The organism is Micromonospora sp. NPDC057141, assembly GCF_042670805.1.
Taxonomy (GTDB): domain Bacteria; phylum Actinomycetota; class Actinomycetes; order Mycobacteriales; family Micromonosporaceae; genus Micromonospora.
Map to the genome: position 1 here is coordinate 38512 of NZ_JBHUVA010000028.1, position 19682 is coordinate 58193.

General features: G+C 73.7%; 18 protein-coding genes. 8 read left to right on the top strand and 10 right to left on the bottom strand.

Annotated features, from left to right (window positions below; translation table 11 throughout):
* Positions 1-93 precede the first annotated feature (93 nt).
* Genes cobC through cobA form a run of 3 tightly spaced genes read left to right on the top strand, consistent with a single transcriptional unit; the run spans position 94 to position 3706 of the window.
* Positions 94-1290, top strand: a complete 1197-nt coding sequence (gene cobC / locus ACFT41_RS16770; protein WP_377586796.1) for an Rv2231c family pyridoxal phosphate-dependent protein CobC — start codon at positions 94-96, stop codon at positions 1288-1290.
* On the top strand, positions 1290-2441 hold the full coding sequence (locus tag ACFT41_RS16775; RefSeq protein WP_377586807.1) for a nicotinate-nucleotide--dimethylbenzimidazole phosphoribosyltransferase: 1152 nt from the start codon (positions 1290-1292) through the stop codon (positions 2439-2441). Before cobC ends, ACFT41_RS16775 begins: the two co-directional genes overlap by 1 nt.
* A complete protein-coding gene (cobA, locus tag ACFT41_RS16780; protein WP_377586797.1) occupies positions 2438-3706 on the top strand; it encodes a uroporphyrinogen-III C-methyltransferase in 1269 nt (422 codons plus the stop codon). The genes ACFT41_RS16775 and cobA overlap by 4 nt, the downstream gene beginning before the upstream one ends.
* A gap of 82 nt (positions 3707-3788) precedes the next feature.
* Here the strand turns inward: cobA and otsB are convergent, their stop codons facing one another.
* From otsB to ACFT41_RS16800, 4 genes are all read right to left on the bottom strand, one after another.
* Positions 3789-6395 (bottom strand): trehalose-phosphatase, encoded by a 2607-nt coding sequence (gene otsB / locus ACFT41_RS16785; protein ID WP_377586798.1) that lies wholly within the window; start codon positions 6393-6395, stop codon positions 3789-3791.
* Complete coding sequence (locus ACFT41_RS16790; RefSeq protein WP_377586799.1) at positions 6392-7792, bottom strand: trehalose-6-phosphate synthase; 1401 nt, start codon at positions 7790-7792, stop codon at positions 6392-6394. The genes otsB and ACFT41_RS16790 overlap by 4 nt, the downstream gene beginning before the upstream one ends.
* A gap of 141 nt (positions 7793-7933) precedes the next feature.
* A complete protein-coding gene (locus ACFT41_RS16795) occupies positions 7934-8320 on the bottom strand; it encodes a hypothetical protein (RefSeq protein ID WP_377586800.1) in 387 nt (128 codons plus the stop codon).
* The gene (locus tag ACFT41_RS16800; protein ID WP_377586801.1) at positions 8317-8595 is read right to left on the bottom strand and encodes a hypothetical protein; all 279 of its coding nucleotides are present in this window, start codon (positions 8593-8595) and stop codon (positions 8317-8319) included. The genes ACFT41_RS16795 and ACFT41_RS16800 overlap by 4 nt, the downstream gene beginning before the upstream one ends.
* A 216-nt stretch (positions 8596-8811) precedes the next feature.
* Between ACFT41_RS16800 and ettA the strand changes: the two genes are divergently transcribed.
* The 4 genes from ettA to ACFT41_RS16820 all read left to right on the top strand — a co-directional run bounded on the left by ettA (position 8812) and on the right by ACFT41_RS16820 (position 12570).
* Positions 8812-10488 (top strand): energy-dependent translational throttle protein EttA, encoded by a 1677-nt coding sequence (gene ettA, locus ACFT41_RS16805; protein ID WP_377586802.1) that lies wholly within the window; start codon positions 8812-8814, stop codon positions 10486-10488.
* A gap of 2 nt (positions 10489-10490) precedes the next feature.
* Entirely contained in the window at positions 10491-10946 is a 456-nt protein-coding gene (locus ACFT41_RS16810; protein WP_377586803.1) for an acyl-CoA thioesterase, read from the top strand.
* Positions 10947-11038: 92 nt separating this feature from the next.
* Positions 11039-11854 carry a hypothetical protein gene (locus ACFT41_RS16815; protein WP_377588708.1) on the top strand — a complete coding sequence of 272 codons (816 nt, stop codon included), beginning with the start codon at positions 11039-11041 and terminating at the stop codon, positions 11852-11854.
* A 131-nt stretch (positions 11855-11985) separates the two neighbouring features.
* Positions 11986-12570: a YbjN domain-containing protein gene (locus ACFT41_RS16820; protein ID WP_377588687.1), complete on the top strand. Its 585-nt coding sequence runs from the start codon at positions 11986-11988 to the stop codon at positions 12568-12570.
* A 48-nt stretch (positions 12571-12618) separates the two neighbouring features.
* Here the strand turns inward: ACFT41_RS16820 and ACFT41_RS16825 are convergent, their stop codons facing one another.
* The 3 genes from ACFT41_RS16825 to ACFT41_RS16835 form a co-directional block, all read right to left on the bottom strand.
* Positions 12619-13038, bottom strand: coding sequence for a globin (locus ACFT41_RS16825; RefSeq protein ID WP_377588688.1), 420 nt, complete (start codon positions 13036-13038; stop codon positions 12619-12621).
* Positions 13039-13177: 139 nt separating this feature from the next.
* Positions 13178-14569, bottom strand: a complete 1392-nt coding sequence (locus ACFT41_RS16830) for an MFS transporter (protein ID WP_377588689.1) — start codon at positions 14567-14569, stop codon at positions 13178-13180.
* Positions 14570-14887: 318 nt separating this feature from the next.
* Positions 14888-15979, bottom strand: coding sequence for a mechanosensitive ion channel family protein (locus ACFT41_RS16835; RefSeq protein ID WP_377588690.1), 1092 nt, complete (start codon positions 15977-15979; stop codon positions 14888-14890).
* An 876-nt stretch (positions 15980-16855) separates the two neighbouring features.
* Between ACFT41_RS16835 and ACFT41_RS16840 the strand changes: the two genes are divergently transcribed.
* Positions 16856-17398: an HNH endonuclease gene (locus tag ACFT41_RS16840; protein ID WP_377588691.1), complete on the top strand. Its 543-nt coding sequence runs from the start codon at positions 16856-16858 to the stop codon at positions 17396-17398.
* A 55-nt stretch (positions 17399-17453) separates the two neighbouring features.
* Here ACFT41_RS16840 and ACFT41_RS16845 read toward each other — a convergent pair whose 3' ends face one another.
* From ACFT41_RS16845 to ACFT41_RS16855, 3 genes are all read right to left on the bottom strand, one after another.
* On the bottom strand, positions 17454-18344 hold the full coding sequence (locus tag ACFT41_RS16845; RefSeq protein ID WP_377588692.1) for a class F sortase: 891 nt from the start codon (positions 18342-18344) through the stop codon (positions 17454-17456).
* Between the two features lie 12 nt (positions 18345-18356).
* Entirely contained in the window at positions 18357-18833 is a 477-nt protein-coding gene (locus tag ACFT41_RS16850) for a hypothetical protein (RefSeq protein WP_377613907.1), read from the bottom strand.
* A 328-nt stretch (positions 18834-19161) separates the two neighbouring features.
* The gene (locus tag ACFT41_RS16855; protein ID WP_377588693.1) at positions 19162-19596 is read right to left on the bottom strand and encodes an Lrp/AsnC family transcriptional regulator; all 435 of its coding nucleotides are present in this window, start codon (positions 19594-19596) and stop codon (positions 19162-19164) included.
* Positions 19597-19682 lie beyond the last annotated feature (86 nt).

Consider the following 19682-nt stretch of genomic DNA (forward strand, 5'->3'; position numbering starts at 1 on the left):
TCTGTGAGAACAATTCATAAACCGGCGCCAGGTGACGTGGCCCACGCCGGGATGCGCTGTCCCGCGCGGCGGCTTCCCGGCAGGATCGCGGACATGCGTGCTCACCTGGTGCCGCCACCACCCACCCGGGACGAGCCGGACGCCACCGTCGAGGAGGACCCCGGTCCCGACCCCGGCCACCACGGTCCGGACCCCGGCCTGGACGGTCCGGACCCCGGCCACCACGGTCCCGGCCTCGGCCACCATGGGCCGGACCTCAGCCACCACGGGGACGCCGAGGTCGGCGACGGCCTGGTCGACCTCGCCGTCAACGTCCGCCGGGCCCTGATGCCGGACTGGCTGGCCGACCCGATCACCGCCGCCCTCGGCGAGCTGGCCGCGTATCCGGACCCCCGGCCCGCCCGCGCGGCCGTCGCGGCCCGGCACGGCCGTCCCCCGGAGGAGGTGCTGCTCACCGCCGGGGCGGCCGAGGGCTTCGTGCTGCTCGCCCGCGCCCTGACCGGTGCGCGCCGGCCGGTGGTCGTGCACCCCCAGTTCACCGAGCCGGAGGCCGCGCTGCGGGCCGCCGGGCACCCCGTCGAGCGGGTGCTGCTCGACCCCGCCGACGGCTTCCGGCTCGACCCGGCCCGGGTGCCCGCCGACGCCGACCTCGTCCTGGTCGGCAACCCCACCAACCCCACCTCCGTGCTCCACCCGGCCGCGGCCCTCGCCGCGCTGGCCCGCCCCGGCCGCGTCCTCGTCGTCGACGAGGCGTTCGCCGACACCACCACCGTGCCCGGCGTCGACGGCGAGCCGGAGTCCCTCGCCGGCCGGCGGGACCTGCCCGGTCTGGTCGTCGTGCGCAGCCTCACCAAGACCTGGGGGCTGGCCGGGCTGCGGATCGGCTACCTGCTCGGCGAGGCCCCGCTGCTGGCCCGCCTCGCCGCCGCCCAACCGCTGTGGGCGGTCTCCACCCCGGCGCTCGCCGCCGCCACCGCCTGCGCGTCCCCGGCCGCCGTCGCGGCCGAGCGCGCGATCGCCGCCGAGCTCGCCACCGACCGCGACCACCTGGTGACCTGCCTGTCGGCGCTGCCCGGGGTACGCGTCGCGGGCCGCCCGGCCAGCGCGTTCGTGCTGATCCACCTGCCCGGCGCGGCCGGCGTGCGGCAGCGCCTGCGCGAGCGCGGCTGGGCGGTACGCCGGGGCGACACGTTCCCCGGCCTCGGCGCAGACTGGCTGCGGGTGGCCGTGCGCGACCGGGTCACCACCGACGCGTTCGCGCAGGCGCTGGCGGAGATCCTGGAGGAATGATGCTGCACACCACGATCGCGGCGATCCGACCGCTCGACGAGCCGGCGATGGTCGCCGCCGGTGAACTCCACGGCCGGCTCACCAAGCCGGCCGGTTCGCTCGGCGTCCTGGAGGAGCTCTCCGTCCGGCTCGCCGGCCTGGCCTGCGCCTGCCCGCCGCCGCTGCCCGAGCCGGCCGCCGTGGCGATCTTCGCGGGCGACCACGGGGTGCACGCCCAGGGGGTGACCCCCTGGCCGCAGGAGGTCACCGCGCAGATGATCGGCAACTTCCTGGCCGGCGGGGCGGTGGTCAACGCGTTCGCCCGGCAGGTCGGCGCCTCGGTCACCGTCGTGGACGTCGGCGTCGCCACCCCGCTGCCGCCGGCCGTCCCCGCCGGCCCGGACGGCGCACCCGGCCCCGACGGCGGCCCCGCCGGCAGGCACGACCCGGGCGGCGCACCCGGCCTCTCGGGCGGCCCCGGCGGCGCACCCCGCCTCGTGGCGGCGAACGTGCGCCGGGGCACCCGCGACCTTGCCGTAACCGCCGCCCTCACCCGCGACGAGGCGCTCGCCGCCGTGGAGACCGGCATCCGGGTCGCCCGCGAGCTGATCGACGCCGGGGCTGGCATCCTGCTGACCGGGGACATGGGCATCGGCAACACCACCCCGGCCGCCGCCCTGGTCGCCGCGTTCACCGGCGTCGACCCCGCCGAGGCCACCGGCCGGGGCACCGGCGTGGACGACCCCACGTACGCCCGCAAGATCGGGGTGGTGCGGGCGGCGCTGGCCCGGCACGCCCCCGACCCGGCCGACCCGCTGGGCGTCCTCGCCGCCGTCGGCGGACTGGAGCACGCCGCCCTGGCCGGGCTGGTCCTCGGTGCCGCCGCCCGCCGGGTGCCGGTGCTCCTCGACGGGGTGATCGCGGTCAGCGCGGCGCTCGCCGCCGTCGCGTTCGCCCCGGACGCGGTCGGCGCGCTGGTCGCCGGGCACCGCTCCGCCGAGCCGGGCGCCACGGCGGGACTGCGCCACCTCGGGCTCGACCCGCTCATCGATCTCGGGCTGCGCCTCGGCGAGGGCACCGGCGCGCTGCTGGCCCTGCCCGTGGTCACCGGCGCGGTCCGGGTGCTGCACGAGGTGGCCACCTTCGACGCGGCGGGGGTGGCCGAGAAGTGAGCGCACCCAACCCGTACCCCCTGGGGTTGCGGCTGGCCGGCCGGCGGGTGGTCGTGGTGGGCGGGGGAGCGGTCGCCACCCGGCGGGTGCCGGCGCTGCTCGACGCCGGCGCGGACGTCCTGCTGGTCTCGCCGGAGCTGACCCCCGCGCTGCGCGCCCACGTCGACGCCGGCCGGCTGCACTGGGAGCCGCGCCGCTTCGCCCCCGCCGACCTGGACGGGGCCTGGCTGGTGCAGGCGGCCGTCGACGACCCGGTGGCCGCCGCGGCGGTCAGCGCCGCCGCGGCCGAGCGGCGGATCTTCTGCGTCCGGGCCGACGACCGGGCCGCCGCCACCGCGTGGACGCCGGCGGTCACCCGGCACGGCCCGGTCACGGTCGCCGTCCTCGGCGGCGGCGACCCCCGCCGCGCCATGACGGTCCGCGACGCCATCCGCACCCTCCTCGGTGCAAGGAAGGGCCCCCTGTTAACGGATTCGGTAGAGCAGGGGCGCCCTGTTGACACCACCACCCCCGTGCAGCGGCGCGGGCGGGTGGCGCTCGTCGGGGCCGGACCGGGCGACCCGGAGCTGATCACCGTGAAGGGGTGGCGGCTGCTCACCGAGGCCGACGTGGTGGTCGCCGACCGCCTCGTGCCGGGGCTCCTGCTCGACGAGCTGCGCGCGGGCGTCGAGCTGGTGGACGCGTCGAAGATCCCGTACGGGCCGTCGCGCGCCCAGGAGGAGATCAACCGGATCCTCGTCGACCGCGCCCTGACCGGGGCTTTCGTGGTGCGGCTCAAGGGCGGCGACCCGTACGTCTTCGGTCGGGGCGGTGAGGAGCTGCTGGCCTGCGCGGCGGCCGGGGTGCCGGTGACCGTGGTGCCCGGGGTGACCAGCTCGATCGCCGCGCCGGCGGCGGCCGGCGTCCCGGTGACCCACCGGGCGGTCGCGCACGAGTTCACCGTCGTGTCGGGGCACGTCGCGCCCGACTCGCCGGCCTCGCTGGTGCGCTGGGACGCCCTCGCGGGCCTGCGCGGCACGCTGGTGATCCTGATGGGGCTGAAGAATCTGGCCGCGATCACCGCGACCCTGCTGGCCCACGGCCGCCCCGCCGACACGCCGGCAGCCGTCGTGCAGGAGGGCACGACCGGCGGCCAGCGGGTGCTCCGTTCCACGCTCGGGGCGGTGGCCGCCGACGTGGTCGCCGAAGGGTTCCGGCCGCCGGCAGTGGTGGTCGTCGGCGACGTGGTGGGCGCGCTCGACGGCTGGCTCCCGCCCGGCGCCTGACCGGGCCCACACGTGCCGGGCGTTAGGAAGGGCCCCCTGCTATGCCGAAAGCGTTAACAGGGGGCCCTTCCTAACTCAGCGGTCACTGCTTGAGCATGTTGTCCAGCAGCAGGGCGCAGCGGATCAGGCCGAGGTGGCTGTACGCCTGCGGGTGGTTGCCCAGCCCGCGCTCGGCCAGCGGGTCGTACTGCTCGGGAAGCAGCCCCGTCGGGCCCGCCGTGTCGACCATCTGGGCGAACAGCTCCTCCGCGTCGGTGCGGCGGCCGGTGCGCAGGTACGCCTCGATCAGCCACGCCGTGCAGATGTGGAAGCCGCCCTCGCGCCCGGGCAGGCCGTCGTCCCAGTGGTAGCGGTAGACGACCGGGCCGCTGCGCAGGTCGGCCTCGATGCGCAGCACGGTGGACAGGAAGCGCGGGTCGTCGCCGGGGAGCAGGCCCGACAGGCCGATCCACAGCGAGGAGGCGTCCATGTCCTCGTCGCCGTACGCGACGCTGTAGGCCTCCACGTCGGCGTGCCAGCCGTACTCCAGCACGTTGGCGCCGATCCGGTCGCGCAGCTCCACCCACTCCGGCCGGTCCTCGCCGCCGTGCTGCCGGACCACGTGCAGCGCCCGGTCGACGGTCATCCAGCACATCACCTTCGAGAAGATGTGGTGCCGAGGGGGGAGGCGGGCCTCCCAGATGCCGTGGTCGGGCTCGTGCCAGCGGCGGCGGACCGCCTCGACCATGTTCTCCAGCACCCGCCACTCGTCCTCGCGGACGGAGCCTCGGGCATCGGCGACCGCGGCGATGAGGTCGGCGATCGGGCCGAACACGTCGAGCTGGAGCTGGTGGTTGGCGAGGTTGCCGACCCGCACCGGCCGGGAGCCGGCGTAGCCGGGCAGGGTGTCGATGACCGCCTCGGCGCCCAGCTCGTAGCCGTCGACGGTGTAGAGCGGGTGCAGCCGCTCCGGGTGCCCGCCGGTGCGCTCGATGCAGCCGTCCACCCAGCGCAGCAGCCCCTCGGCCTCCTCGGTGGAGCCGAGGTCGACCAGCGCCCGCGCGGTCATCGCCGCGTCGCGCAGCCAGCAGTATCGGTAGTCCCAGTTGCGGACGCCGCCCAGCTCCTCGGGCAGTGACGTGGTGGCCGCCGCGAGGATCGAGCCGGTGGCCTCGTGGCAGAGGCCACGCAGGGTCAGCGCGCTGCGGGCGACCAGGTCGCGGGCGGTGGTGGGCAGCCGCAGCGAGGCCACCCAGTCCTTCCACGGCTGCTCGGCGGCGGCCTGCCGCTCGTGGACCGTCAGCCGGTGGTGCTCCAGGCTGTGCGTGCCGAAGCGCAGCTCCAGCACCACCTGACCGCCGGCGGCGGAGAGGTCGACGACGGCCTTCGCCGTCTCGTACCCGCCGTCGTTGCTGACCGTCCACTCCACGCCGGGGGAGTAGAGCGCGATGGGCTCGTTGGAGCCGAGCACCAGCAGCCCGTCGCCGACCGGCTGGAGCTGCGTGGCGACCTGGCCGAACTCGGGCCGAGGGGCGAACTCCACCCGGACCTTCCCGGCGCCGGTGAGCACCCGCACCAGGGCGGAGTCGCCGGTGACGACGGCCGGGCCGTCGGGGGTGGTCTCCCGGGCCGGCTTGTCCAGCCAGTCGGTGACGGTGAGGCCCGACCAGCGGGTCTCCACGGTCATCGTGCCGGAGCGGTAGCGCTGGCCGAGCGGGATGCCGCCGCGCTCGGGGGCGACGCTGAAGTGCCCGGCGGGCCCGCCGCCGACCAGGTCGGCGAAGATCGCCGCCGAGTCGGGCTTGGGGTGGCAGAGCCAGGTGACCTTGGCCTCGGGGGTGAGCAACGCGACCGTACGCCCGTTGGCGAGCATCGAGTGCCGCTCGATCGGGACGGCCCGTTCCCCGAACAGCCAGTGCCGCCGGGTCTCCAGCAGCAGGCCCAGCGCCCGGGCGGCCTCGATCGGCTCGCCGACCCGGTAGTCCGCCTTCGTCTCGCCAGGGCCGATCTTGATGCCCATGTCGGGGCCGTGCAGGTTGCCGAACGCGTTCTCGTCGGTGACGTCGTCGCCGATGAACAGCACGGCGCTGGCCGAGAGCTGGGTGCGGAGCTGGTCGACGGCGGTGCCCTTGTGGGTCGCCACCACGGACAGCTCGATGACCTCCTTGCCCTGGGTGACGGTGACGCCGTCCCAGGTGGCGGGGCCGGTGCGGACCGCGTCGATCGCCGCGGCGGCGATCTGCGGGTCGACCCCGCGGGTGTGCACGGCGACGCTGGCGGGTTTGCGCTCCAGCCGGACGCCCGGGTGGGCGGCGGCGACTTCGCGCAGCGCGTCGCGCAGCCGGGTGCGCACGGCGATCAGCTCGGGGGAGAGCCGCTCGACGAAGCCGATGTCGAACTCGGAGCCGTGGCTGCCGACCAGGTGCACCTCGCTGGGCAGCCGGGAGAGCGCGGCCAGGTCGCGCAGCGCCCGGCCGGAGACCACGGCGACGGTGGTCTGCGGCAGCGCGGCGAGCGCGCGGACGGCGGCGACCGACTCGGGCAGCGGCACGGCCTTGCTCGGGTCCTCCACGATCGGCGCGAGGGTGCCGTCGTAGTCACAGGCGACGAGGAGCTGCGGAACGCGGGCTATCCGCCCGATGGCCGACCGCAGCTCCGGATCCAGCACTCCCGCGGCCGGGGCCGCCCCGTCGTGGACGGACGTGTTCACGCAACCTCCGAATCAGGCACACCGAGCTCGGTGAGGAACGACTTCGCCCAGTGCCCCACGTCGTGGGTACGTAGGTGGCGCTGCATGACCCGCATGCGGCGACGGGCCTCGGGCTTCTCCACGTGCACGGCCTTGAGCAACGCGTCCTTGACCGCGTCCGGGTCGTGCGGGTTACACAGGAACGCCTGGCGCAGCTCTGTCGCGGCGCCGGCGAACTCACTGAGCACGAGCGCGCCGCCCTGGTCGGCGCGCGATGCCACGTACTCCTTGGCCACCAGATTCATTCCGTCTCGCAGCGGGGTCACCATCATCACGTCGGCGGCCACGTACATCGCCGCCAACTCACTGCGACTGTACGACTGATGCAGATAATGCACCGCCGGCACGCCGACCCTGCCGAATTCGCCATTAATCCGGCCAACCTCGCGCTCGACCTTGACCCGTAGGGCCTGGTAGTGCTCCACCCGTTCCCGGCTCGGCGTGGCCACTTGCACCATAACCGCGTCCGGAACTGTCAACTTTCCGTCAGCAAGAAGTTCGCGGAAGGCCTTGAGCCGGAGCTCGATGCCCTTCGTGTAGTCGAGCCGGTCGACGCCCAGAATGATCGTCTTCGGGTTGCCCAGCTCCTCGCGGATCTGCTTGGCCCGGGCCTGGATCGCCGGGTCCTCGGCCAGCCGCTCCATCTCCTTGGTGTCGATGGAGATGGGGAACGCGCCCGCCTTCACCTGGCGGCCGTCGACCTGGATCATCTGCCCCTCGTAGCGCAGCCCGAGCAGGTGCCGGGCCAGCCGGACGAAGTTCTGCGCGGCCAGCCGCTGCTGGAAGCCGATCAGGTCCGCCCCGAGCAGCCCGCGCAGGATCTCGGTGCGGAACGGCATCTGCATGAACAACTCGATCGGCGGGAACGGGATGTGCAGGAAGAAGCCGATCCGCAGGTCGGGGCGCAGCTCACGGAGCATCGCGGGGACGAGCTGGAGCTGGTAGTCCTGCACCCAGACCGTCGCGCCGTCGGCCGCGACCTCCGCTGCGGCCTCCGCGAACCGCGCGTTGACCAGCCGGTACGCCTCGCGCCAGCGCCGCTTGTACGCCGGTGTCTCCACCGCGTCGTGGTAGAGCGGCCAGATCGTCGCGTTCGACTGGCCCTCGTAGTAGCGCTCCAGTTCGTCGGCGCTCAGCGGCACCGGGTGCAGCCCGATGCCCTCCAGGTCGAACGGCTCGGGGGCGGGGCCGGTGCCGCCGGCCCAGCCGACCCAGGTCCCCTGGTGCTCGGCGAGGACGGGGTGCAGGGCGGTGACGAGGCCACCGGGGCTGCGTCGCCACTGCCGCCCCTCGGGGGTGTTCACCTCGTCGACCGGTAGTCGGTTCGCCACTACGACAAAGGAACTACGGACGGTCACGTTCGGCCACCTCCGGGTGCTGACGGGTCCACCGCGATGAGCGTACTGAGCGTAGCTGCGGCGTCTGGGGCCCCGTGCCGGAGTTACCTACCCTTCCCCCGCAGGCCGAACCGTGAAGGTGATCACGTCGCCCCGCCCGGCTCACAGATCGATGATCGGCCACTCCTTGGGCAGGATCTCGCCCAGGGGTTCGCGCCGGTCCGTCATGATCGGCGTCGTCGCGCGGGCGGCCTCCATCGCCGCCTGCGCCAGGTCCATGCTTCCCAGGGCTCGCGACCAGCCCCCGAGGACCGCGCACATGTCGTGCTCGACGGGCGTGACGACCACCTGTTCGAGGTCGCCGAGGATGTCCAGGAGCGGCCAGCCGTCGCTGGTCACCTGCCGGTACGCGGCGGCCAGGCAGAGGGCGGGGACGACCACGACCTGGAGCTTGTCCGCGACCTTGGCGATCTGCTCGCCGACCGCCTCGGTCCCTTCGGAGTAGGCGAGGAGGCAGGGCGTGTCGAGCACCAGGCCGGCCTCGCTCACGAGGCCAGCCGTCCGCGCGAAGCCTCGCCCAGCAGCGCCGCCGCCTTGGCCCGCAGCTCGGGCGTGATCTTCGCCTGTGCCTCGTCGAGCCGCTGCCCGGCCTGGGTGAGGCCCGCCTCGGTCAGCCGGAAGCCGACCTGCCGCAGTGCCCGACGGGTGCGCTCCCCGGCCATCCGTTGCCGGACGCTCTCGGTGATGAACGCCGAGACGTTCGGCTCCTCGGCCAGTCGCTCCGCCACGTCGTCGGGGACGCTGATGGCGATCTTCTTGGTCATACCGCGAAAGCTAGCTGGTTATACCGGTTGGGGCAAGGTGGCGCGCCGACGTACTGCCCGGGCGGGGTGATGTGGGCGCAGCCCGGCGTACCTGTCAGGATTGCCGGTGGCGTGCGTCGTGGCCGGCTCCCGGCCGGCGGCGGCGAGCGGCCCACGGAGCCCGCGCCCGCATCCCTGAAGCGTCGAGATCAGCAACCAACGGAGGTAGCCCGCACCGTGGCCCAGTTCATCTACGTCCTGGAAAAGGCGCGCAAGGCGCACGGCGACAAGGTCGTGCTCGACAACGTGACGCTGAACTTCCTGCCGGGGGCCAAGATCGGTGTGGTCGGCCCGAACGGTGCCGGCAAGTCCAGCCTCCTCAAGATCATGGCAGGGCTGGACAAGCCGAGCAACGGCGATGCCCGGCTGATGCCCGGCTACACCGTCGGCATGCTCGCCCAGGAGCCCCCGCTCAACGACAGCAAGACCGTGCTCGGCAACGTCGAGGAGGCGGTCGCCGAGACCAAGGCCAAACTGGACCGGTTCAACGCCATCGCCGAGCAGATGGCCACCGACTACTCCGACGCGCTGATGGAGGAGATGGGCCGGCTCCAGGAGGAGCTGGACCACCTCGACGCCTGGGACATCGACTCCAAGCTCGAACTGGCCATGGACGCGCTGCGCTGCCCGCCGCCGGAGGCCGACGTCACCCAGCTCTCCGGTGGCGAGCGGCGCCGGGTCGCGCTGTGCAAGCTGCTGCTGGAGGCCCCCGACCTGCTGCTGCTCGACGAGCCCACCAACCACCTGGACGCGGAGAGCGTCTCCTGGCTGGAACAGCACCTGGCCAAGTACGCCGGCACCGTCATGGCGATCACCCACGACCGGTACTTCCTCGACAACGTGGCGAACTGGATCCTGGAGCTGGACCGCGGCCGGACCTACCCGTACGAGGGCAACTACTCCACCTACCTGGAGAAGAAGGCCGCCCGGCTGGCCGTCGAGGGCCGCCGCGACGCCAAGATGAAGAAGCGGCTCACCGAGGAACTGGAGTGGGTCCGCTCCAACGCCAAGGCCCGGCAGACCAAGTCCAAGGCCCGCCTCGACCGGTACGACGAGATGGCCACCGAGGCGGAGAAGACCCGCAAGCTGGACTTCGAGGAGATCCAGATCCCGCCGGGCCCGCGCCTGGGCAGCACGGTGATCGAGGCCAACCACCTCAGCAAGGGCTTCGGCGACCGGCTGCTGATCGACGATCTGTCCTTCTCGCTGCCGCGCAACGGCATCGTCGGCATCATCGGCCCCAACGGCGTCGGCAAGACCACCCTGTTCAAGACCATCGTCGGGCTGGAGCAGCCGACCGGCGGCGAGGTCCGGGTGGGCCCCACCGTCTCGCTGTCGTACGTCGACCAGAACCGGCAGGGCCTGGACGGCGACAAGACGGTCTGGGAGGTCGTCTCCGACGGGCTCGACTACCTGATGGTCGGCAAGGTCGAGATGCCGTCCCGGGCCTACATCGCCGCGTTCGGGTTCAAGGGGCCCGACCAGCAGAAGCCGACCAAGGTGCTCTCCGGTGGCGAGCGCAACCGGCTCAACCTGGCGCTGACCCTGAAGATCGGCGGCAACGTCATCCTGCTCGACGAGCCGACCAACGACCTGGACGTCGAGACGCTGTCCAGCCTGGAGAACGCGCTGCTGGAGTTCCCCGGCTGCGCCGTGGTCATCTCCCACGACCGGATGTTCCTGGACCGGGTCGCCACCCACATCCTGGCCTGGGAGGGCGACGACGAGAACCCGGCGAAGTGGTTCTGGTTCGAGGGCAACTTCGACGCGTACGAGAAGAACAAGGTCGACCGGCTCGGGGCCGAGGCGGCCCGCCCGCACCGGGTGACGTACCGCAAGCTCACCCGCGACTGAACATGGCGGACCGCTTCGTCTACCACTGCACCCTGCGCTGGTCCGACCTGGACGCGTACGGCCACGTCAACAACTCGCGCTTCCTCACCCTCTACGAGGAGGCGCGGGTGGCGTTGATGTTCGCCGGCGGCCGGGCGTGGGGGGTGGGCTCGTTCGCCGACGGGGTCGTCATCCGCCGGCACGAGGTCGACTACCTGCGCCCGGTCGACTACGCGCTGGGCCGCGCCACGGCCGAGGCCGCCCCCACCGTCCGGATCGAGCTGTGGGTGGAGGAGATCCGGGCGTCCCGGTTCACCGTCGCCTACGAGCTGTACGACGGCGACACCCTCGCCAGCACCGCCCGCTCGGTGCTGGTCCCGTTCGACCTGACCGCGCAGCGGCCCCGGCGGATCACCGACGAGGAGCGGGCCTTCCTGCTGTCGTACGCCCCCGGCGGCGCGGCCGGGGGGCCGGCGTGAGCGACGCCCCGGCGCGCCCACAGCGCCCCGGCCCGGCCGCCGGCGGCCCTGATCCGGCCGCTACGGGCCCTGGCCCGGCCGGCGGGCACGGGCTGACCGGCGGCTCTGGCCCGGCCGGCGGGCACGGGCTGACCGGGGTGGCCGACGCGGGCGCGTTCCTGGCCCGGCTGGTGCGGCTCGACCCGGCCGCGCCGGTCCGGCTGCGCCCGGCTGGACCGGCGACCCCGCCCGGTTCCCCCGCCGGGGATCGGCCCGCAGCCGGCGACGGGTCGGCTCCCACGCCGGTGGGTGAGCCGGGCGCGGCGGCCGGCCGGACGGCGCTCTGGGCCCGGCTGCCGTGGGGCGTGCTGGCCGTGCGGACGGTGGCCGGGACGGGCTGCGGTGACGTCACGGTGGCCGCCCGGGACCTGCTGGCCGCGCTGTCGTCCGGCGTGGGCGACCTGCCCACGCGGCGGGACGCGCAGTGGCGCTGGCCGCTGCCGCCGCCGGCGAGCCGGTCGGTGGAGCTGCTGCCGGCCGGGGAACTGTGGCGGATCGCCGAGGCGGCGGCCGGCACGCTGCGGGAGGCCGCCGCGCACGGGGTGGCCGGCCGGGCGGTGGGGCAGCGGGCGCTGCGGGACGCGCTGCTCGACCACGTCGCGGTGATGGTCACCCCGGACGACCCGCCCGGCCCCCCGGTCGAGATCGCCCAGCGGCTGGTCCAGGGGCTGGTGCGGATGGGCTTCCTGGGCCGCCGCGGCAGCGCCAGCGGGGCCGCCGTGAGCCCCGGTGCGGGTTCCGGGGACGGCGATGTTCAGGTGAGGACGGCCGGCCGATGGGTCGGTCTGGTGGGACCATACGGAGCCGTGTGGTCGCAGAAGGTCGCGGATCTCGGCATTATGCCGCTCGGGAGTCATCCGAAAGTATGACCGGTGGTCATTCTTCTGGGCCGGGGCTGTCGTTGGGGGGATGCCACAACCCGGCTGTCCGGGTACCGTCCATCCTCGGATCCAACGCACCGTAGGCGGCTGGATCCGCTGGGGAGTGAGGTGCGCGAGCGATGCCGTGGTGGTCATGGCGCCCCGGTCCCGCCATTGGCGGCGAACCGGAAACTCGAAGCGGGATCACAGTGGACAGCACCGTCCGGGTCGGACCACCGGCCCCACGTCAACCGGGCGACGACTGCCCGTCCGTCGACCGGCCGATGATCGCCGACATGTCGGCCACCATCGTGCCGGTCACCCTTCGCCGGGTCTGCGACGCGCTCGATCTGCTGGACGTGCGCTACCTGGCCGACGGCGACGGCAACCTGCTGGCCATGTGGGAGCGGCACGCGGTGCTGGTCACCCTGGAGGGGCCCGAGGACGAGATCCTGGTGATGCGGGCCCGTCCGCACGCGACGGTCCCACCGGACTGGGCCGACCGGGCCTACCGGGTGGTCAACGAGTGGAACCACACCCGCCGGTTCTGCAAGGCCTACATCGGCGACCCCACCGAGCGGGGGCAGCTGCCCATCTACGCGGAGCTCCAGGTGCCGCTCGGGGCCGGGGCGCACGACGCGCTGCTGGTGGAGATGCTCGACTGCGGGGCCGCGGTGGCCACCACCTTCGTGGACTGGCTGCACGACGAGGGCGCCCTGCTCTGATCCGGGCGATCCCCGCCCGGGCCGCCGACGGCGACCCGGGCGGCGGCGTCAGGCCGGGCCGGCCGGGTCCTCCATGACGTTCACCATGAAGTACGCGGCCCGCTCCAGATAGTCCCAGAGCGCGGTGGCGATCTCCGGCGACAGCTCCAGCCGGTCCACGGCCCGGCGCATGTGGTGCAGCCAGGCGTCCCGCTCGGCGGCACCGATCCGGAACGGGGCGTGCCGCATCCGCAGCCGGGGATGCCCCCGCTGGGCGGAGTAGGTGTTGGGGCCGCCCCAGTACTGCATGAGGAACAGCGTCAGCCGGTCGGCGGCGGGGCCCAGGTCCTCCTCCGGATACATCGGCCGCAGCAGCGGATCGGTGGCGACCCCGGCATAGAACTCGTCCACCAGCTTGCGGAAGGTGGGTTCGCCGCCGACGGCCTCGAAGAGGGTCGCGGCACGCTCGGACTCACCGGTGGGATTCACCGTTCCATCCTGCCAGGTGTGGCCGGAACCGACGGGGGCGTACCGGCCGGGTACGCTGCCGACCTCGTCACAGCGCGGGTCGCGGCGGTCCGGCGCGGGTCGCGGGGGCTGTGGGTGGGTCGCGAGGGCTGTGGGTGGGTCAGCTCACCGCCTGGCTGGCCCGGCCGCGTTCGCCGGGCGTGCCCCCCTCGGGTCCGTCGCCCGGGGCGGCGGGCCGGGGCCGGGGCTCGCCGGGGCCGGCCGGTGCCGTCGCATCGGCGTTGCCGGCGGCCTCGACCGCCGCGTCGATCGCCGCCCGCGTCGGCCAGGCTGCGGCGGTGAGCAGCATCAGCAGTACGCCGGCCGCGCTCCACCCGCCGACCACCACCGGGATCGGGAAGCGCTCGGCGAGCAGGCCGGTGGCCAGCACCGCGAGGCCCTGGATCACCTGGACACCGGTGGCCATCACGCCGAACGCCCTGGCCCGGTAGCCGTTGGGCAGCGCGCGGACGAAGAGGCCGTTGGCGACCGGGAGCAGCCCGGCGACCGCGAAGCCGCACAGGCCGGCGAGCAGCGCCACCACCAGCGGCGGCGGGTCGAGCAGCGACGGCACCAGGACGAGCGGGGCGAGCACCGCCAGCGGCCGGATCAGCACGAGCCGGCGGGCCGGGGCGACCGCCCTGCCGACCAACAGCCCACCCAGGATGAAGCCGACGGGGTTGGCGGCCATGATCACGGCCTGGGCGGCGCCGCTGTCCAGGCCGTCGTCGACGCCCTCGCGGGCCCAGGCGGCGGCCAGCCCCTCCGGCACGATGGAGAAGAGCATGGCGCTGAAGACCAGCAGGGCGATCGCCCGCAGCACCGGGGTGCCGAAGACGATCCGGAAGCCGTCGCCGGTCTCCCGCAGCAGGTGGCTGCGGTGGGCGCTGGTCATCGCCGGCGGCCGATCCTGGACGCCGAAGCGGACCAGGACCGCCGAGAGGGCGAACGTGGCCGCGTTGACCAGCAGGGCGAGGGTCGGGTCGAACGCGGCGAGGGCCGCGCCGATGAGATAGCCGAGCACCTGGGCGGCCTGGCCGGTGCTGCTGTTGAGCGAGAGCCCGACCACCAGTCGGTCGCCGGTCAGGATGAGCGGCATCAGCGCCGACCGGGCGGCCTGGCTGGGCGGGTTGGCCAGGGTGGTCGCGAAGAGCAGGCAGAGGATCAGCCACGGCTCGTTGCCCGGGATGGCGACCAGCACCATCAGGACCATCCGGATCAGGTCACACGCCACCATCACCGAGCGGTAGCGGTAGCGCTCGGCCAGCGTGGCCAGCAGCGGGCCGCCGATCAACCAGGGCAGGAAGCTGACCGCGAACGCGGCGGCGGAATAGGCCACGGAGTGCGTCTCGCGGTAGACCAGAACCGTGACAGCGGCCTTGGCGATGAAGTCGCCGATCCAGGAGAGCGCGCTGGCGGTGAAGACCGCCCTGTACTCCTGCTGGGCGAACACCTCGCGGAAGGTGGCCGGCCCTTCCTGGGAGGGTCGCTCGTCGGACACCGTGGCCTCCATCGTTCCCACGGTTGGCCACTCGTGATGGCCTGACCGGGAACCGTCGTCAGATCTACGGATCAGCGAGACGTGATCACGCTCCGGCAGGTGGCGTGCGTACCGGATTCTGCCCGATCGTCTGACAACTAGCTAGGGCGAACGGATTGATCGTCGCATCTCCGACTGAACGAACGGACGATACCCGAGGGGCTGCGCGGTCCGCGACCCCTGGATTCTCGGCCAGCGAAACCACAGGTCATCGACGGTTCTCGGTGGCTGCGGCGGCGGCGCAGCTGGCTGCGGTGGTGGTCACCCGGCAGCGGTGGTGGTGGAAGAGGATCAGGTGGCCCCGCCCTGGCCGGTCGCCGTGTCGTCCGTGGCCCGCAGCGGGATGCCCGGGTAGAGGCGGGCGGCGGCGATCTTGGCGGTGATGCCCGAGTTCTCCAGCGCCTCCGCGAGCCGCCGGCGCAGCTCCCGGCCCACCGCGAACTGCCCGTCCGCGGTGGTCTTCACCACCGTACGGATCACCGCGCCGTCCACGGTCATCTGCTCGACGCCCAGCACGTCGGGCTCGTCCACGATCTCCGGCGCCAGCTCCGGGTCCAGGGCCACCGACGCGGCGGCCGTCCGCAGCACCGCCGTTGCCTCCTCGGTGCCGGCGAACCCGATCGGCAGGTCCACCACGACCAGCGCCCACCCCTGGCTCTTGTTGCCCACCCGGACGATCTCGCCGTTGCGGATGTACCAGAGCACGCCCCGGCCGTCGCGGACCGTGGTGACCCGCAGGCCGACCGACTCCACCACGCCCGTCGCCTCGCCCAGGTCCACCGTGTCGCCCACGCCGTACTGGTCCTCGACCAGCATGAACAGGCCGGCGATCAGGTCCTTGACCAGGCTCTGCGCGCCGAAGCCGAGCGCCACGCCGGCGATGCCCGCGCTGGCCAGCAGCGGCGCCAGGTCGAAGCTGAACTCCCGCAGGATCATCAGCAGCGCGATGCCGAAGACGAACGCCGTGACCATGCTGCGCAGCACCGAGCCGATGGCCTCGGCCCGCTGCCGGCGCCGCTCGGGGATGAATTCCCCGGGCTCGTGGGCGGTGGTCGGCACCCGTTCGCGCAGCGGGCGCAGCAGTGTGGGCACCCCGTCGGCGGTGGTCCGGACCAGTCGCTTGATCATCCGGTGCAGCGCCCACCGGGCGAGGAAGGCCAACGCGAGGATCAGCAGCACCCGCAGCGGCTTGAGCAGGATCCAGTAGCTGCCCTCCGCGAACCAGGCCGAGCCACTCGTCTCGTACAGCCACTCGCAGGAGGTGCTGCCCTGGCAGTCCGCGCCCGGCGAGGCGCTCGGGGAAGCGCCGGGGGCCACGGCGGCGGGCACAGTGTCGGCCACGGCGGCGGGGAGGGCGGCGAGGAACAGGCTGGGGGCGCTCACCCTGCCTTCGTACCTCACCGCCCGCGACCGGCCGGCGGCGGGGCGCGCTCGACGCCGTTGCTGTCAGCGTCGTGGCGAAGAAGTGGCGCAGGTAGTGGAAGGTTCCTTCCCTTGGGCCAGCCCAGCCCGCAGCCGACCGCCAGGTCTCCCACAGCTCAGGCTAGTACCGATCGGTGATCAGCTTCCCGGTCAAGGGCGGGCCTGCGGCCCGCCGCCGTGCGCCGGGGCGCGCGTGCGGCCTTCGGCCGGTCAGGCCCCGGCGCACGGCGTACCGAGAGAACCGATGACAGCAGCCGCCGCCGACCAGTCGACCAGGTCATCGCGGCGTTCGGCGAAGCCTTGCGTCATCTCCGCTGCTCAGCCGTAGCAGGTGGACCACTGCCGCAGCGTCCGGGGCGGGCTGTCCCGAGTCCGCCTGAACCTGGATCTTCACCGCCCGTGCCGCAGGGGCGGCCAGCGTTCCTGAGCACGCCATCACGGCGAGGGGCAGGGGGATCCGCGGCCAGCGCTTCGAGGTGGCTTCCCGCTTCACGGCAGGCACCCTAGTGATCTTGGGTCGACTTGATCAAATCCAGCAATCGGCTTCAATGTGAGTGCATGATCATCGGGCGCGGATCCGGCCCAACCGAGCGTGAAAAGGGGCGTAGAACATCGAGAGATGTTGAGGGCTCCCGCCCTGCTCAGGGACCGGATCTGTCCGTTTCCGGGTGATGCCTGGGCGGTGTCAGACATTAGTACGTGCAATCCGGGGCCTTATCAGGGACGATTGGCGCAACGGACGTCGGTGATCCCGCCGACGCCGGCGTCGTTCCGCCCTGCGCGGGGCACGCCCGGCGTGCCAGCGGTGGGAGCGGCTGGACCGGGAGGGTGAGCTCGATGCCTGACATACGACCCACGGTGGGCTCCGGCGCGCTGGTTCTCAACGCCACCTACGAGCCGCTGTGTGTCGTGTCGGTGCGCCGCGCCGCCATCCTCGTGCTCTCCGCCAAGGCCGTTTGCGTCGCCGACGGCGAGGGCATCCTGCACAGCGCCCGCGACGCGCTCCCGGTGCCCTCGGTGGTCCGGCTCACCCGGTTCGTCCGGGTGCCCTACCGCGCCCACATCGGGCTCTCCCGGCGGGCGATCTTCGCCCGGGACGGCTGGCGGTGCGCCTACTGCCGGGGCCCCGCCGAGACCATCGACCACGTCTTCCCGCGCAGCCGGGGCGGCCGGCACGCCTGGGAGAACGTGGTGGCCGCCTGCGCCCGGTGCAACCACACGAAGGGCGACAAGACCCCGGCCGAGCTGGGCTGGCGGCTGCACGCGCCGCCCGCGGTGCCGAAGGGGACGGTCTGGCGGGTGCTCGGGCACCGGGTCCCGGATCCACGCTGGGCGGACTGGCTCGACCTGCGCGAGGCCGAGGCCGAGGCGGCCGCCTGAGCCATACGCCGCGGCGACCGCGTCCCGCGCCGGCTCCCGTCCCGCGCCGGCACCGTCAGTCGGGGCGGGCCTTCACGAGGGACGCGTACACCACCACGTTGTCGGCGTACCCCGTCTCGCCGCCGACCCACGCGCCGCCGCAGGTGATCAGGCGCAGCCCCGGCCGGCTGAAGTCGCCGTAGACCTCGTCCACCGGGAGCCGGGCCTTGGCGTAGCGCCGCACCTCGTCGACCTCGAAGATCGCCACGGAACGGTCGGCCCGACGTACCTCGACCCGGTCGCCGGAACGCAGCTGCTTCAGCTCGTGGAAGACCGCCGGCCCGGTCCGGGTGTCGACGTGGCCGACGATCACGGCCGGACCGTACTGGCCGGGGGTCGGGCCCTGGTCGTACCAGCCGGCCTCCTGGGCGCGGTCGGCGTCGGGCGCCCCGATGCTGCCGTCCGGGGCGATGCCCACGTCGTGCACCGGGGCGTCGAGGCCGATCGGCTCGCTCGCGATGCCGACCGGACGGCTGGCCGACAGCACCGGGAACCCCTTCGGCGGGGGCCGCAGCCCGGCGATGAAGCGGTCCGGCAGGAGGCTGTGCCCCGTCACCCGTTCGACGCCGAGCATCGCCACGATGAGCACCATCAGGGTGGCGACGAACAACACCGGGTATCCCGGCCCCTGACGGGTCGCCCGCCGCCAGCGTCCGGCGGCCGTACCGGATCGGCCCGTCGTCCCGGCGGGCACCCGGCGTCCGGTCGTGGGGTGGCCGGTCGTGGGGTGGCCGGGCGGCCCCACGGTGGTGACGCTGGCCGAGAAGGCATGTCGGGCCGCCCGCGCGAACCGGCCGCAACCCCGGGCCACGAGCCGGGCCGCCGCCCGGGCCCGCCCCCGCCGGGCCCGGTCCCGCCGGTCGTGCTTGCGTCGGGTCGTGACGTCGGCGCGGGTACGTCGGGCCATGACGGCTCCCGGTCAGGACCGCGTCCCGGTCTGCCGGCGGGAGCCGAACGCCCCGAACCCGGCCGCGACGGCCGCCGCCACCAGGCCGCCGACCAGCAGCAGCGAGCCCGTGCCCCGGCCCTCGCCGGCCGTGCCGCCGGCACCGGTGTTCGGGCCCTTGCTCGGCTGCGTCATGTTCAGCACGGTGAGCGTGGTGGTCGCGGTGCCGCCGTTGGCGCAGCGCAGCTCGACGGAGTAGTCGCCGGCCTGCTTGTCGCCGGGGATGGTGACCGCCCCGGTCAGGAAGCCGTTGTTCGGCCGGAGCACGACCCGCCCGAACGCGTCGGACTGCACGTCGGCCTGACGGTTGTTGTCGTTGTCGCAGCTCGCCCGGATGTCGACCCGGGTGCCGGCCTGCGCGCTGTTCGGGGTGACCTCGATGAACGTGTTCTCCCCGGCCCGGGCCGGCGCACCGGCGGCCAGGACGAACGCCCCGATCACGCCGATCACGGTCAGCGCGGCCCGTACGGTCAGCACGGCCCGCGTGGCGTGCGTCGCCGGGCGGGCCGTGGCACGCGTGGCATGTGCGGCCGGGCGGGCCGTTGCCCGCGCGGCGTGCATGGCCGGACGGGCGCGGTGTGACGCGGTGAGCCCCCGCATTGTTCCCCCCTCCCGGTGCCGGGCACCGGAATCCTCCCCGGGACAAGTCCGCCCTGCATTCCCCCTGGCACCGGGGCAAACCCCGCCGCACGGGCGCCGCCGCAGGCCGGCGCGGCGGGTCTGGAGGCGTTAGGAGGGGGCCCTTCCTATGCAGAAAGCGTTAACAAGGGGCCCTTCCTTACAAGCGGGTGACGGGGTGCCAGGCCAGGGGGGTGGAGAGGACCATCGTGCTCGACGGCTGGCCGTACGGGGCGAGCCGGTCGATCACCCGTTCGAAGTCCCCGATCGAGCCGGCCGCGACCCGCAGCACGCTGCACGCGTCGCCGGTGATCCGGTGGATCTCCATGATCTCCGGCCAGCCCGGCACGTCCGGGTCGTTGAGGATGCAGCGCGACCCGTAGCAGGACATCCGGATCAGGGCGACCACGGTGCGGCCGGCCCGGGCCAGGTCGACGTGGGCGTGGTAGCCGGATATCACCCCCGACTCCTCCAGTCGGCGGACCCGCTCGGCCACGGCCGGCGGCGACAGGTGCACCCGGCGGGACAGCTCGCTGAACGAGAGCCGGGCGTCAGCCTGGAGTTCGCGCAGCAGCGCCCAGTCCATGTCGTCCACGCGTGACCTTCCTTCCCAAAACCCCGATGGGCGGTTCGCCTTTGCCTTCGTAGGTCGAAGGGCGATAGTGCCGTCGAATCGGCATT